At 61.7% G+C, this 13330-nt stretch carries 10 protein-coding genes and 4 pseudogenes; 8 read left to right on the forward strand and 6 right to left on the reverse strand.

Annotated features, from left to right (window positions below):
• Positions 1-1090, forward strand: a pseudogene (locus JCM21793_RS26120) (AAA family ATPase); the annotation flags it as partial.
• A gap of 119 nt (positions 1091-1209) precedes the next feature.
• Here the strand turns inward: JCM21793_RS26120 and JCM21793_RS14520 are convergent.
• The 3 genes from JCM21793_RS14520 to JCM21793_RS30400 form a co-directional block, all read right to left on the reverse strand.
• Complete coding sequence (locus JCM21793_RS14520) at positions 1210-1554, reverse strand: VOC family protein (RefSeq protein WP_007009305.1); 345 nt, start codon at positions 1552-1554, stop codon at positions 1210-1212.
• A 191-nt stretch (positions 1555-1745) separates the two neighbouring features.
• Entirely contained in the window at positions 1746-2423 is a 678-nt protein-coding gene (locus JCM21793_RS30995; RefSeq protein WP_370671653.1) for an AraC family transcriptional regulator, read from the reverse strand.
• Positions 2330-2776 (reverse strand): cupin domain-containing protein, encoded by a 447-nt coding sequence (locus JCM21793_RS30400; RefSeq protein WP_280113524.1) that lies wholly within the window; start codon positions 2774-2776, stop codon positions 2330-2332. The genes JCM21793_RS30995 and JCM21793_RS30400 overlap by 94 nt, the downstream gene beginning before the upstream one ends.
• An 86-nt stretch (positions 2777-2862) precedes the next feature.
• On the opposite strand from JCM21793_RS30400, the gene JCM21793_RS26130 reads away from it, so the two are divergent.
• The 3 genes and pseudogenes from JCM21793_RS26130 to ppdK all read left to right on the forward strand — a co-directional run bounded on the left by JCM21793_RS26130 (position 2863) and on the right by ppdK (position 6949).
• A complete protein-coding gene (locus JCM21793_RS26130) occupies positions 2863-3711 on the forward strand; it encodes an MFS transporter (RefSeq protein WP_244439774.1) in 849 nt (282 codons plus the stop codon).
• Positions 3633-4061: an MFS transporter gene (locus JCM21793_RS30405; protein WP_244439776.1), complete on the forward strand. Its 429-nt coding sequence runs from the start codon at positions 3633-3635 to the stop codon at positions 4059-4061. The genes JCM21793_RS26130 and JCM21793_RS30405 overlap by 79 nt, the downstream gene beginning before the upstream one ends.
• 214 nt (positions 4062-4275) lie before the next feature.
• A pseudogene (gene ppdK, locus JCM21793_RS26135) lies at positions 4276-6949 on the forward strand (pyruvate, phosphate dikinase).
• 164 nt (positions 6950-7113) lie between these two features.
• Here the strand turns inward: ppdK and JCM21793_RS14545 are convergent.
• The gene (locus JCM21793_RS14545; protein ID WP_025030836.1) at positions 7114-7497 is read right to left on the reverse strand and encodes a DUF427 domain-containing protein; all 384 of its coding nucleotides are present in this window, start codon (positions 7495-7497) and stop codon (positions 7114-7116) included.
• A gap of 108 nt (positions 7498-7605) precedes the next feature.
• Positions 7606-7944: a hypothetical protein gene (locus tag JCM21793_RS26140; RefSeq protein ID WP_036540464.1), complete on the reverse strand. Its 339-nt coding sequence runs from the start codon at positions 7942-7944 to the stop codon at positions 7606-7608.
• A gap of 338 nt (positions 7945-8282) precedes the next feature.
• Between JCM21793_RS26140 and JCM21793_RS14555 the strand changes: the two genes are divergently transcribed.
• Positions 8283-9002 (forward strand): DUF1499 domain-containing protein, encoded by a 720-nt coding sequence (locus tag JCM21793_RS14555; RefSeq protein ID WP_081784727.1) that lies wholly within the window; start codon positions 8283-8285, stop codon positions 9000-9002.
• A 376-nt stretch (positions 9003-9378) separates the two neighbouring features.
• On the opposite strand, the gene JCM21793_RS14560 is transcribed toward JCM21793_RS14555, so the two are convergent.
• A complete protein-coding gene (locus JCM21793_RS14560) occupies positions 9379-10284 on the reverse strand; it encodes an MBL fold metallo-hydrolase (RefSeq protein WP_025030838.1) in 906 nt (301 codons plus the stop codon).
• Between the two features lie 128 nt (positions 10285-10412).
• On the opposite strand from JCM21793_RS14560, the pseudogene JCM21793_RS26145 reads away from it, so the two are divergent.
• The 3 genes and pseudogenes from JCM21793_RS26145 (at position 10413) to JCM21793_RS14575 (ending at position 13328) form a co-directional block, all read left to right on the forward strand.
• Positions 10413-11017, forward strand: a pseudogene (locus JCM21793_RS26145) (biotin transporter BioY).
• An 87-nt stretch (positions 11018-11104) separates the two neighbouring features.
• Positions 11105-12093 (forward strand): annotated as a pseudogene (gene galE, locus JCM21793_RS26150) (UDP-glucose 4-epimerase GalE).
• Complete coding sequence (locus tag JCM21793_RS14575; RefSeq protein ID WP_025030839.1) at positions 12090-13328, forward strand: O-antigen ligase family protein; 1239 nt, start codon at positions 12090-12092, stop codon at positions 13326-13328. The pseudogene galE and the gene JCM21793_RS14575 overlap by 4 nt, the downstream one beginning before the upstream one ends.
• The last annotated feature ends 2 nt before the right edge of the window (positions 13329-13330 follow it).

The raw sequence follows: 13330 nt of genomic DNA on the forward strand, positions 1-13330 counted from the left end.
GGCGTGGCTGGCAGTCACGCGTGGAGAACGCCGACCGGCACACCGCGGCCCTTCTGCAGCGCCGCGCCGATACGGAAGCCGAGCTTGAAGTACTCGCCGAAGCGCCCGAGGAGATCGAGGCGCGCGGCCGCTCGCTTCTTTCGGAGATTGCAAAGGCGGAAGCCGTGCGCAGGGAAGCGGCTGACACTCTGCAGGAAGCCGAAAACCGCCAGACGGAGCTCGACAAGCGGGCGACCGAGAGCATCCAGGCGCTTTCATCGGCGCGCGAAGCCAGGGCCCGTGCCGAGGAGCGCGTGACGGCAGCCGAGGAACGGCGCAAGGAGGCGGAAGCCCGAATTCAGGAAGTGTTGAATGTTGCGCCGCACAGGGTTCTGGCGATGGCCGAACTGGAGCCGGATGCGCCGATGCCGGAGATCGCCGAGGTGGAGCGTCGGCTGGAGCGTTTCAAGATGGAGCGGGAACGGCTCGGCGCGGTGAATCTGCGCGCCGAAGAGGAACAGACGGAACTCACCGAACGTCACGGCACCATCGTTTCCGAGCGTGAGGACGTGATCGAGGCCATCCGCAAACTGCGTCATGCAATCCAGAACCTGAACAGGGAAGGGCGCGAGCGCCTGCTGGCTGCATTCGACGTGGTCAACGAGCAATTTCAGCGGCTGTTCACCCATCTCTTCGGCGGTGGTACCGCGGAACTGCAACTGATCGAATCCGACGACCCGCTTGAGGCGGGGCTTGAAATTCTCGCCCGCCCGCCCGGCAAGCTCCGCAGACCATGACGCTTCTGTCAGGTGGCGAGCAGGCTCTGACGGCGATGGCGCTGATCTTCGCTGTGTTCCTGACCAATCCCGCCCCCATCTGCGTGCTGGACGAGGTCGATGCGCCGCTTGATGATCACAATGTCGAGCGTTTCTGCAATCTTATGGACGAGATGGCGGCGTCAACGGATACCCGCTTTGTGGTCATCACGCACAATCCCATAACCATGGCGCGCATGAACCGGCTCTTTGGCGTGACCATGGCCGAGCAGGGCGTCAGCCAGCTCGTCTCCGTCGATCTCCAGACCGCCGAGCGCCTGCGCGAGGCAGGCTAGCATTTCCTCCCGCTCCTCCGCACTATCTATCTGTTTTACCGCGTTTATGCGGACGTCAGGTGATTCCACCTGACTGCAAAATGCTAAAGGCCCGGCCTCGACCACTGCGTTCAACGACCTCATGTCTCGCTCCAGACCGCCAGTTCGTTGCCGGCCGGATCGGTGAAGTGGAAGCGGCGGCCGCCGGGAAAGGAAAAGATCGGTCTCACGATCTTTCCGCCAGCATCCTCGACCGTTTTCAACGTGGCCTCGAGATCCTCGGAGAAGAGCACCGGAAGTGGTTTATCGTTCCCGTCCGGATTGCCGTCGAAACCGCCGTCCAGACCCTCGTTAAAGGCTGAGTAGCCGGGGCCGTAGTCGGTAAACGACCAGGAAAAGGCATTGGCGTAAAAGGCTTTAACCCGGTCGATGCTGCCGCCGCCCGCCGGCATTTCGATATAGTCGAGCTTTCCGGTCTTGCGCATGATGATCTCCAATGTTCTTTTTTTGTTCTATTTCGTTTCCGCGCTTTTTGCAAGGCCGGAATCCTCATTCTTGTTGCCGGACAGGGATGTGCCGTGGATCGTATGGTGACGCGCGCAGGGGAGCGAAACGCTCTTTTCCGAAGCACTGGCGCGGTGGTGTGGCGGGCAGACGGATGCGGCGACGCTTCGCCTCACGGGGTCTGCGGGGCAGGGGCCGCTTCGTGAACGGTAGCGGCTGCATGCGGGCGCGGCGATGTGAGCGTGCGGACGGCGCCGGGCGGCTTGCCGATGACGCGCTTGAATGCGCGGCTGAACGCGGCCTGGGAACCGTAACCCAGGCGCTGCGCCGCCGTTTCGATGGCCATGCCCTCGCGGCTGATCCATTGCGCGGCAAGCCGCATCCTCAGTTCCGTAAGGTAGCGAACGGGCGTCATGCCGGTGACGGCCTGGAACCGGTCGGCGAAGACGGAGCGTGAACTGCCCATCTGGCAGGCGAGTTCCGCCACGGTCCAGTTGCGGCCCGGATCGCGGTGCAGGGCGGCGATGACTCGTCCAAGACGTGGATCGCGCAGGGCGGCCACCCAGCCGCTTGAGCCACCGCAGCCGCATTCCACCCAGGCACGGACGATGAAGGCCGAGACCACGTCAGCGAGCCGGGCGAGAATGCCGGCGAACCCCGCACGGTCTTCCTTCGCTTCGCGTTCCATGGCGTCAAGGATCGGCAGGATTTCCGGATATCGCTTCAGGAGCGTGTTGACCAGCATCACGTCGGGCATCAGGGCGACAAGGGGATGCATGCTGCCCAGATCAAACTCCATGCATCCCGAGAAGATGAGGCATCGGACGTGTGGTCCTTCTCGTTCGAACAGGCCATGATCTCGTTGACGTTCCGGCACAGTGTCTTTGGCTGGAACTGCGTAATGCAGTGACACTTCATCTCCGCATCGGAAAGAAGCGAATGTTCGCCGCCACGGGGGAGAAGCACGGCGTCGCCGGTATCGAGCGCATGAAGCGCGTCACCGGGCCCGCGCAGAAACACTGGCCCGCGGCCCACAAAGTGAAATTGAGCGCGCCCCTCAATGGTCGGGAAGCGGAGGCCGAAGGGAGGCGAGATCTGGGTGCGATTGTACTCCATCCCATAAAGACGCATGCCCATGAGCAGGTCACTGACCAGGTCAGGGTTGGGGTGAAGCGAGGAATTTTCGGCGTTTCGATCAAGCATTTCGGATTTTATGACATGGTGCGTCCGAAGTGTCCAGCCTATCTCTGTCGCACTGCAAAACACCCTGCATGTGAAAGGACAGACAGATGGACGAAGTCCCTCAGTGGACAAATACCCAGGCCAGCCGGACGCCGGCCTGGGGTGCGGTGGTTTCCATGGCGCTCGGCGTGTTCGGGTTGGTGACGGCGGAATTTCTGCCGGCAAGCCTTCTGACGCCGATGGCGCTCGATCTTGGCGTTTCGGAAGGGATGGCCGGCCAGGCGGTGACGGCGACAGCCGTGGTGGGGCTGATAACGAGCCTGCTGGTTTCGGCTGCCACGCGCAGCATCGACCGGCGCTATGTGTTGCTTGGGTTCACCCTGCTTCTCATCGGATCGAACCTGATGGTGGCATTCGCACCCAACATCGCGGTACTGCTCACCGGGCGGGTCCTGCTCGGCATTGGGCTGGGCGGGTTCTGGACCATGTCGACAGCGGTCGCCATGCGGCTCGTGCCCGATGCGCTGGTGCCAAGGGCGCTTTCAATGATTGTCAGTGGTGTCGCCGCGGCAACGATCGTTGCCGCGCCTGTCGGCAGCTATGTGGGGGACATGTTCGGCTGGCGCAGCGTGTTCGTACTGGCGACCGCACTCGGCGTCATCACGTTCGTGGTGCAGTTTGCCACCCTGCCGAATCTGGCGCCCAACGCGGCCACCCGACTACGCACGCTGGTCGATGTGCTGGTGCGGCCGGGCGTGGGGCTTGGTCTTCTGGCGGCCATGCTGGTGTTTGCCGGCCACTTCGCCTTCTTTACCTATATCAGGCCACATCTGGAAAACATTACGGATGCGAGCATCACGCGGTCTCCGGCATTCTGCTGGGTTTCGGCCTCGCCAATTTCCTCGGTTCGCTGTTCGGCGGGCTTCTGGTCGAGCGTAGTCTGCGCCGCACGCTGATGACTGTGCCGCTCGTGATGAGCGTCCTGGGCTTCGGGCTCGTCTCGGCCGCATCGATGCCGGCGGCCAGCGCGGTGATGATCGCGCTCTGGGGACTTGCATTTGGCGCTGTCCCGGTCGGCTGGTCCACCTGGCTGGCGCGCACCGTGCCCGATCAGGCCGAGAGCGCCGGCGGATTGCTGGTCGCGGCGATCCAGCTGGCGATTGCCATTGGGGCCGCCGGCGGCGGGCTGATCTTCGACGCCAGCGGGGCGCAGGGCGTGTTCAGCGTGGCGAGCATTGTCCTGGTGCTGGCGGCGGTGATGATCTTCATCGGGGTGCGCCCAAGGGCGGTTGCCGCTGCGGCCTGACCTGCCTGAAGAATACCGGGGCGGGGCTTTGGCTTCGCCCCTCCTGCGTCGTTCACGGGCGCTGATCAGAAAAAATCTTCTCTTCAATCGATAAAGAGGCGGATGGCCGGGAAGCCGGCCTTGCCTTGGCGCGCGCTGCCGCTTAACGCTGCGTCCCGTGGCCGGTGCATTATGGTTCCAGGTGCCGGCAAATCGACCGGAAGGGGAATGCAGCATGACCAAGTGGGTCTATGTGTTTGGCGATGGACGTGCCGAAGGCAGCGCGGGCGACAGGAATCTGCTCGGCGGCAAAGGCGCAAACCTGGCGGAGATGTGCAGCCTCGGGCTGCCCGTACCGCCCGGCTTTACGATCACGACCGAGCTCTGCTCCCACTATTACGCCAGTGGCCGCACCTATCCGGACGAATTGAAAACACAGGTCGAGGCGGCACTCGAAGAGGTGGGCCGGGTGGCCGGCCGCCGCTTCGGCGATGCCAGCGAACCGCTTCTGGTTTCCGTGCGCTCCGGTGCCCGCGCCTCCATGCCCGGCATGATGGACACGGTGCTCAATCTCGGCCTCAACGATGCGACGGTCGAGGCGATCGCGGCGGAGGCGGGGGATGCGCGCTTTGCCTATGACAGCTACCGCCGCTTTGTCCAGATGTATTGCAATGTGGTGCTCGGGCTTGACCACGATGTCTTCGAGGAGATTCTCGAAGAGGAGAAAGCGCGGCTCGGCTATGAGGTCGACACGGAATTCTCGGCCGAGGACTGGCAGAATGTGATCGCGCTCTACAAGGGGCGGATCGAGACCGAGCTGGGTGCGCCGTTTCCGCAGGATCCGCACGAACAGCTCTGGGGCGCGGTGGGCGCCGTCTTCTCTTCGTGGATGAACCCGCGCGCGGTGACCTATCGCCGCCTGCACGACATTCCCGAAAGCTGGGGCACGGCGGTGAACGTGCAGGCCATGGTGTTCGGCAACCGGGGCGAGGATTCGGCAACGGGCGTGGCCTTCACGCGCGACCCCTCGACCGGCGAAAAAGCGCTCTACGGCGAATTTCTCGTCAATGCGCAGGGTGAGGACGTGGTGGCGGGCATCCGCACGCCGCAGAACATTACCGAGGCGGCACGGCTCGCCGCCGGCTCAGACAAGCCTTCGCTCGAGAAGCTGATGCCGGAAGCGTTCGCCGCCTTCGTTCAGATCGCCGACACGCTGGAGCGGCACTACCGCGACATGCAGGATCTGGAGTTCACCATTGAGCGCGGCAAGCTGTGGATGCTGCAGACGCGCTCCGGCAAGCGCACGGCAAGCGCGGCCTCAAGGTTGCGGTGGACATGGCCAATGAGGGGCTGATTTCCCGGGAGGAAGCGGTATCGCGTATCGATGCGGCGTCGCTCGATCAGCTCCTGCACCCGACCATCGACCCTTCCGCCCCGCGTGACATCATCGGCATGGGCCTGCCGGCCTCGCCGGGGGCTGCGACGGGCGAGATCGTGTTTTCCTCGGAAGCTGCCGAAGAGGCAAAGGCCGAAGGGCGCCGGGTGATCCTGGTGCGGGTGGAAACGAGCCCGGAAGACATTCACGGCATGCATGCCGCAGAAGGCATCCTGACCACGCGCGGCGGCATGACGAGCCACGCGGCGGTGGTGGCGCGCGGCATGGGCAAGCCCTGCGTTTCGGGCGCGGGTTCCCTGCGCGTCGATCACAGGAAGGGCGTTCTCCTGGCCATGGGCAGATGCTGAAGGCCGGCGATACGATCACCATCGACGGCGCGACGGGACAGGTGCTGAAGGGCTCGGTGCCGATGCTCCAGCCGGAGCTCTCGGGCGATTTCTCCACGATCATGGGCTGGGCCGACGAAGCACGGCGCATGCGGGTGCGCGCCAATGCCGAAACGCCGGCCGATGCGCGCACGGCGCGATCCTTCGGAGCGGAGGGCATCGGCCTTTGCCGCACCGAGCACATGTTCTTCGACGACGGTCGCATCCTCGCCATGCGCGAGATGATCCTGGCCGATACGGAAAGCGAGCGGCGCGCGGCACTCGCCAAGCTTCTGCCAATGCAGCGCTCCGACTTTGTGGAGATATTTGAGGTGATGGCGGGGCTTCCCGTCACCATCCGCCTGCTCGACCCGCCGCTCCACGAGTTCCTGCCCAAGACCGAGGAGGAAATCGCCGAAGTGGCCGAGGCTATGGGCGTTTCGGCGGAGAAACTACGCCAGCGGACCGAGGCTTTGCACGAGTTCAATCCGATGCTTGGCCACCGTGGCTGTCGTCTGGCGATTTCCTATCCGGAGATTGCGGAGATGCAGGCGCGCGCCATCTTCGAGGCGGCCGCCGAGGCTGCTGAAAAGGCAGGCGCGCCGGTGGTGCCGGAGGTGATGGTGCCGCTCGTCGGCATGTCCGCCGAACTGACCTTCGTGAAGGACCGCATCGATGCGGTGGCGAAGACAGTGATGGCGGAGCGAGGTGTCACGTTCAGTTATCTTGTCGGCACGATGATCGAACTGCCGCGTGCGGCTCTCAGAGCGGATGAAATCGCGGCCAGCGCAGAGTTTTTCTCCTTCGGAACCAATGATCTGACGCAGACGGCATTTGGCATTTCCCGTGACGATGCGGCCTCGTTCCTGGAGACCTACCGCACGCGTGGCATCATCGAGCAGGATCCGTTCGTTTCCCTGGATGTCGACGGTGTTGGCGAGCTGGTGCGGATTGCCTGCCAGAAAGGGCGCGATGCACGGTCGGACATCAAGCTGGGCATCTGCGGCGAGCATGGCGGCGACCCCGCTTCCATTCGCTTCTGCGAGAGCGTGGGGCTGGACTATGTTTCGTGCTCGCCATTCCGCGTGCCGATCGCCCGGCTGGCTGCTGCGCAGGCTGCCATCAGCGAAAGCAAGGCTGCCGGATAGGGCAGTTTCAGCAACAGCGGGAACCGGTTTTCCATCCGGAATTGCGTGGAAACAGACAGTTGGACCGCCTCATCGAACCCGTAAGAGGTTGAGGCGGTCCAGATTGTTCATTGACGGAGCATCGGACGAACCCGAAAACCGGCGACCACTTTTCGGTTCCGACCCTAGCGCTCCTCAATGTCAACGAGCTCGGCATAAAATGCGCCGTGCTCTTTGATCTCCCGAGCTTCGTCGTATGGTGTTTCATACGCCCACATGATGTCGCTACCCGGCTCCCCAGCGCCGGTCAGCCGCCAGTAGCTGGCATCTCCCTTGTAGGGGCAGTGGGATCTGGTCTGAGACGGTTCGAGACCGGCGAAATTTATGTCCGCGAAGGGGATGTAAAGCACATCCCGGCAGCCGGTCTCGCGCAGAAGTCTGGCGGCCTTCGTTGCCGCGATTTCAATTCCATCCGCCTTCACGATAATCCTTTTGGTGTGCGGTGTGATGGTGATGCGCTTGTGCGGATTGCGCATGAATCCGGGGGCTGGATTTGTGTTGTCAGTCATGACGTTCACTCCGTTGTGGAGGAAACGCTGTGGAGTGCTGTGGGTTCCTTGCGCGGGATAACGGCTTGTAACGCCGTGCGCCGGTTTACTGCACGCGATCGAGCGATGTCATGAGCCTGCATAGGCGTTGACGATCCTGGCCACCGGCAGTTCGCTTGTGTTGATGTCCTCGACCTCAAGCGATCCGCCTCCGGTCCGCTGAACCACGAGGGCGTAAGCATGTTCATCATGCTCCTCCAGCACGACGGCAGCCACCCAGTCGCAATCGTTCATTCCATCAAGCCGCATGTGGAAAAGCAGGCGCCCGTTGATCTGGTCCAGCGCCTGCCGCACAGCGCCTTCGAAGCCGAGCTCGACGAAATCCTGATGCTTCAGAGCAAGTTCCAGCTCAACCAGTTCCAGTGAGCTCGAGGCGGTTTCATGACGTTCTGGAAGCACTGTCTGCATGGCGGAACCTCATAACTTTCTCCCACGCATCCCTCCGCCTCGTCCATTGTGCCGGTCAGCATGGCCGGAATGTGGCGTGTTATGTCGAGCAAAGGAAACGCTTTAGAGAGAAGAACGCCGCATGGCGCAATGCGGTTCCTGAAAGGTGAATCAGTTCCGCAACCAAAAGACACAAGGGACTGAATCTTCAAGGAATATACGGAAACCGCATTTCCCGCAGGCGGGCATTGGTTTAAGAGAGACCTATCTTCAGCAGCAAAACATGCTTGGTCCGTTACATGAAGGCAACTTTGGTACCGCAACGCGCTCCCGCCGCTCCCTGGAGCCGCAGGTTTGCAGTGTTCGCGGCCGTCCTTCTTGCTGTGTCGGGCGCGGGACACCGGTTCGGACTGGTGGAAACGGTCCCCTTTTTCTGGCTGCTGGGATTGAGCGGCGTTCTCGCCCTTGCCGGTTTCGCGCTCGGTGTGATTGCCCTGGTTCAGGTTTGGGAACATGGATCATCCGGCGCATCGATTGCGGGCACCGGAGTGCTGATTGCCGCCATCGTGCTCACCCCATACGGGATATCGGGCGTTCGCGTGTTCGAGCACCCAAGGCTGATCGACATCTCCACTGACCTCGAGCACCCTCCGCAGATGCCGTTGGCTTCGGTCGCGCGCAACGGTGCCATGAACCCGGTCAAGGGCATCTCTCCCGAAGACCGCGCGTTGCAGGAAGAGGGGTATCCCGAAGTCGCCGGACGGCGCTATGAGCACACGGCGGACAAGGTTCTCGAAGTGGTGCGTTCGATGATGCAGGACAAGGGCTGGCAACCCAGGGGCCCGGAAGGTGAACAACTCGCCGGCGGCAGCATCACGCTGGAAGGCGTAGCCCATTCCTTCATTCTTGGGTTCCCTGCTGATGTGGCGATCCGCATAGAGGACGACCAGACCGCAACTTTCGTCGACATGCGGTCCGTCTCGCGCTATGCGCGCCACGATCTGGGAGAAAATGCCGCCCGCATTCAGCGATTTCTCAAAGAACTCGATGAAAGAATGGCCCTGCTGGCAGCAGTCTAGGGTCAGGACCCATTAATATGGCCGCAATGGCGATCGATAGACCAAGAGATGCAAGGAAAAGCCTGCAGAGCGGGGTCCTTCCCCCGGTCAAGGGGTTTGACGCGGCAGCTCGCCAGTCTATCGAACGTCCTTCGGATCGGCCTGATTTGCACGGCCTACTTTGTCGCAAGACCTTGAAAGACATGAAGTCTTCCTGTGGTCTTGCTTAGCGTATCCACACAAATCAGGCCGACCATTGCGGCCATATTAATGGGGCCTGACCCTAGATTGCCGTGCATCCCTCAGGACCCACAAAGGACGATCTAAACTATTGATGGAGCATCGGAATAATCCGAAAATCGGTTTCCACTTTTCGGATTATTGCGATGCTCCAGGCTCAGCCAGGCAGGTAGACCGCATCGATGGACGGTTCTGTTTCGGTTGTCACGGCCCCGCGCGCGACGAGATCTTCCAGATGGGCGAGAACCGAAAGGGCTGCTGCCCCGTGCAGCCTGGGATCCGTATCCCGATAGATGGAGCTGACCATCTCGGGAATTGTGCGGTCGCCACGCGTGACGCGGTCGAGTATGGCGCGTTCGCGCATTTTGCGGTGGGCTTTCAGGCCACGCATGAAACGCTGCGGGCTTTTCACCCTGCCGCCGTGGCCGGGAAAGAACACCGTGTCGTCGCGCGCCAGCAGGCGGTCGAGCGAGGCCATGTAATCCGACATGGCGCCGTCGGGCGGAGCAACGATGGAGGTCGCCCACGCCATCACATGGTCTGCGGAGAATAGGATGCCCGTATTCTCAAGCGCAAAGGCAGCGTGGTTGGCGGCATGACCGGGGGTGTGGATGGCCCGGATGGCCCAGCCGTCGCCCTCGATCAGCTCATCATCGGCGAGCGCCCGGTCTGGCACGAAATCCATATCCGCGCTTGCATCAAGGGGATTGGTCTCGCCGATTCTCAAGGGCCTGGCGGCGCGGTGCGGGCCTTCTGCGCAGACCAGCGCCCCGGTTTCGCGCGCCAGATGTGTGGCAAGCGGCGAGTGGTCCCGGTGCGTGTGGCTGACGAAGATGTGGCTTACCGGCCGTCCGTCAATGGCCTTGAGGAGTGCCCGCAGATGGGCTTCGTCTTCCGGGCCGGGATCGATGACGGCGAGGGCGGACCTGCCGACGATGTAGCTGTTGGTGCCGTGGAAGGTGAAGGCGCTCGGATTATTGACCGTGAGACGTAGAACATCCGGTGCGACCTTATTCGCGTCGCCATAGGCGGGATCGAAACGCGTTTCAAATTCGAGGGCCATTGGCAGATTGTCCGGAAAATAAAGAGCACCGAACGGCACGAAGCCGCATTCAGGTTGCCGCATATCATGGAAGCGCTTATAGGAGAAGAAACGCGCACTATTTCGCAAAGAGCCTGAACGGAGGAGCCATGTCGCTCGCTATCGCCTCAAAATCCCTCGTTTCGCAGACGCTTCCGCGTAACGCTACCCAGCGTCTGGCGACGCAGCTTTTCCTTGCCATCGGCGCGACCGTGATTCTCGCCCTTTCGGCGAAGACACGCGTCGTGCTCGGACCGGTCGACCTTTCTCTTCAGACGCTGGCCGTGCTCGTGATCGGTGCGACCTTCGGCATGCGCCTCGGTGTGGCGACACTTCTCCTGTACATGGCCGAAGGCGCCATGGGCCTTCCGGTGTTTCAGGGTACGCCCGAAAAGGGAATTGGCTTTGCTATATGATGGGCCCCACGGGCGGCTATCTGCTTGGATTTGTGGCTATGGCCGCAATTGCGGGCTGGGCCGCGGACCGTGGATGGGACCGCAGTCCGCTGAAGCTTGGTGGTGCCATGCTGTTCGCGGAAATGGTCATGATGGCACTTGGATTTGCCTGGCTCGCCGGATTGATCGGTGCGGACAAGGCCTGGCAGTTCGGCGTTGCGCCGTTTATCCTGCCCGACCTGATCAAAGTCGCTCTGGCTGCATGTTTCATGCCGGCGGCGTGGGCATTGCTGCGGGGACTGGGCGTCTCCGGGCGCTGACCCGCCATGGAATTGCCGATTTAAAGCCGAATGTAGATCGGGCCGGATGGGGGTATCTGGCCCGATTTTTTTATTGAGGGGACTGCGATGAGTGTTCTGGTCACCGGCGGTGCCGGTTACATCGGCAGCCATATGGTTTGGGAACTGCTGGACCACGGCGAAGAGGTGGTGGTTCTGGACCGTCTCAGCACCGGCTTTGACTGGGCTGTCGCGGATGCAGCAACGCTCGTTGTCGGCGATGTTGCCGATGAGGCACTGGTGATGATGTCATCCGCAAGCACGGTGTGGATGCCATCGTTCATTTTGCGGGATCGATCATCGTGCCCGAATCGGTGTCCGATCCGCTGGGCTATTATCTGAACAACACGGTGAAATCGCAGAGCCTGATCGCAAGCGCGGTGCGCTGTGGCGTGCGTCACTTCATCTTTTCGTCCACGGCAGCCGTTTATGGCAGTCCGGCCAGTTTCCCGGTTGGTGAGGATACAGAACTGCGGCCTGAATCTCCCTACGGGACGTCGAAGATGATGACGGAACTGATGCTGCGCGACTGTGCTGTGGCGCATGACTTCGCCTATACGGCGCTGCGCTACTTCAACGTCTCCGGTGCGGACCCGGAACTTCGAACCGGGCAGTCGACCAAAGGCGCCACGCACCTGATCAAGGTCGCGTGCGAAACCGCAACGGGCAAGCGCGATCATATGGACGTGTTCGGCACCGACTACGACACGCCGGACGGAACCTGCATTCGAGACTACATTCACGTTTCCGATCTGGTGAACGCCCACTATCTGGCGCTTCTGCGCATGCGGGAAGGCAAGGGCAGCCTCGTGGCGAACTGCGGTTATGGCAAGGGCTACTCGGTGCTTGAGGTTATAAATGCCGTGAAGGACGTGGCGCAGACTGACTTCGACGTGCGCACCATCGGTCGCAGGCCGGGCGATGCGGTGGCGATCGTCGCGGAGGCGGAACGCTGCCGCCGGGAACTGGCATGGCAGCCGCGCTACGACGACCTGAAAACGATCGTGACCCATGCACTGAACTGGGAAACGAAGCTCACCAGACGGAACAGACAATGAATTATCGGGCCGTCAACAGGCTGTTCACCCTCGTCATCTTTTCCATGCCGCCCATTGTCGGGTCAGCCACCAGCGTGGTCTGGCACGGCGGTGCGTTCTGGTGTGTGTTTGAGGTTCTTTCCGGAAGGCGGCGGCTGAGTCCCGATACCGCGATGCGATGGGTCGCGCTGCTCATGCTGGTCTATGTGCTGGCCAACGTCGTTTCGTTCCTCGTGAACGAGCCGACGCTGGAAATGGCTTACAAGCTTCTCCCGCTTGTGACATTCCTACTGTTTCCGTTCTCCTATTCGATCTGGACGATCTCAGACCGGGAAGAGGTTGCGTATGCGCTCGTTTTCGGTGCCGCCATAGCCAGTTTTGGCGCGCTGGTCTTCGCGCTTGTTCAATATAAGTACATCGGAATGCGCGCGGAGGGCGGAGCTGGCAATGCGCTGGTGTTTGCAGATGTGGCCTGTCTTGCCGGTCTGACATGCCTGGCGGGTGCCCTTATCCTCGATAGCAAACGTCCTTTGATGTTGCTTCTTGCGTTCGCGGCCGCCTTCGCCGCCGTACTTCTGTCGGGATCCCGCTCGATTTGGGGGGTAATGATCGTTCTTGCGGTGGTGCTGCTCCTGATATGCCGTTCCCGTGTGGCGATTTTGCTGAAAGGCCGACTCCTTGCACTTGCGGGGATAGCAATTCTGATTGTCATTCTGGCGTCCGGGGTCATTGTGGAGCGCTTCGAGGCCCTCTGGCAGAATATGGACAAGCTTACGGAGGGAGGAGATTACAACTCTTCCCTCGGGCTTCGTGTGGCCGTCTGGAAAATCGGCTTGCAGCTCGTTGCCGAGGACCCGCTCTTCGGCCATGGAATGCAGAACGTTTCCACCCTGATCAGAGAGGGTGTGGAGCAGAATTTCGGTATTCAGGTGGGGTTCACGCATTTCCACAATGGCTTCCTGACCATCCTCGTGGAAGGCGGCATCGTTGCCGGTCTCGCCATCATTGCCATGTTTGGGCTGATAACCGTCATCGCAGTGCGCAGTCTGGCGAAGGCCGGGGATCGACTGGAGCGTCTGGGAGGTGCGGTGCTGTTGATGCTGGCAGCCGTCTACGCCGGCGGTGGAACCGTCAACCTCATCTTCGGGCACGACATCCTCGACACGGTTTTCATGATCTTCCTGATCATCGGGCTCTTTCTCGCGCGGGGCACGTCGCGCCTGGCCGACGCCGAAGCACCGGCACCCTTTCGGTAACG

It is taken from the genome of Nitratireductor aquibiodomus NL21 = JCM 21793, from assembly GCF_000615975.1.
Lineage (GTDB): Bacteria > Pseudomonadota > Alphaproteobacteria > Rhizobiales > Rhizobiaceae > Nitratireductor > Nitratireductor aquibiodomus.

What these genes read in the sequence shown, in the direction of transcription:
- JCM21793_RS14575 (WP_025030839.1), top strand. Translation starts at nt 12,090, where the DNA reads ATGAATTATCGGGCCGTCAACAGGCTGTTCACCCTCGTCATCTTTTCC.
- JCM21793_RS14520 (WP_007009305.1), bottom strand. Translation starts at nt 1,554, where the DNA reads ATGCGCAAGACCGGAAAGCTCGACTATATCGAAATGCCGGCGGGCGGC.
- JCM21793_RS26130 (WP_244439774.1), top strand. Translation starts at nt 2,863, where the DNA reads ATGGACGAAGTCCCTCAGTGGACAAATACCCAGGCCAGCCGGACGCCG.
- JCM21793_RS30400 (WP_280113524.1), bottom strand. Translation starts at nt 2,776, where the DNA reads ATGCTTGATCGAAACGCCGAAAATTCCTCGCTTCACCCCAACCCTGAC.
- JCM21793_RS14560 (WP_025030838.1), bottom strand. Translation starts at nt 10,284, where the DNA reads ATGGCCCTCGAATTTGAAACGCGTTTCGATCCCGCCTATGGCGACGCG.
- JCM21793_RS26140 (WP_036540464.1), bottom strand. Translation starts at nt 7,944, where the DNA reads ATGCAGACAGTGCTTCCAGAACGTCATGAAACCGCCTCGAGCTCACTG.
- JCM21793_RS14545 (WP_025030836.1), bottom strand. Translation starts at nt 7,497, where the DNA reads ATGACTGACAACACAAATCCAGCCCCCGGATTCATGCGCAATCCGCAC.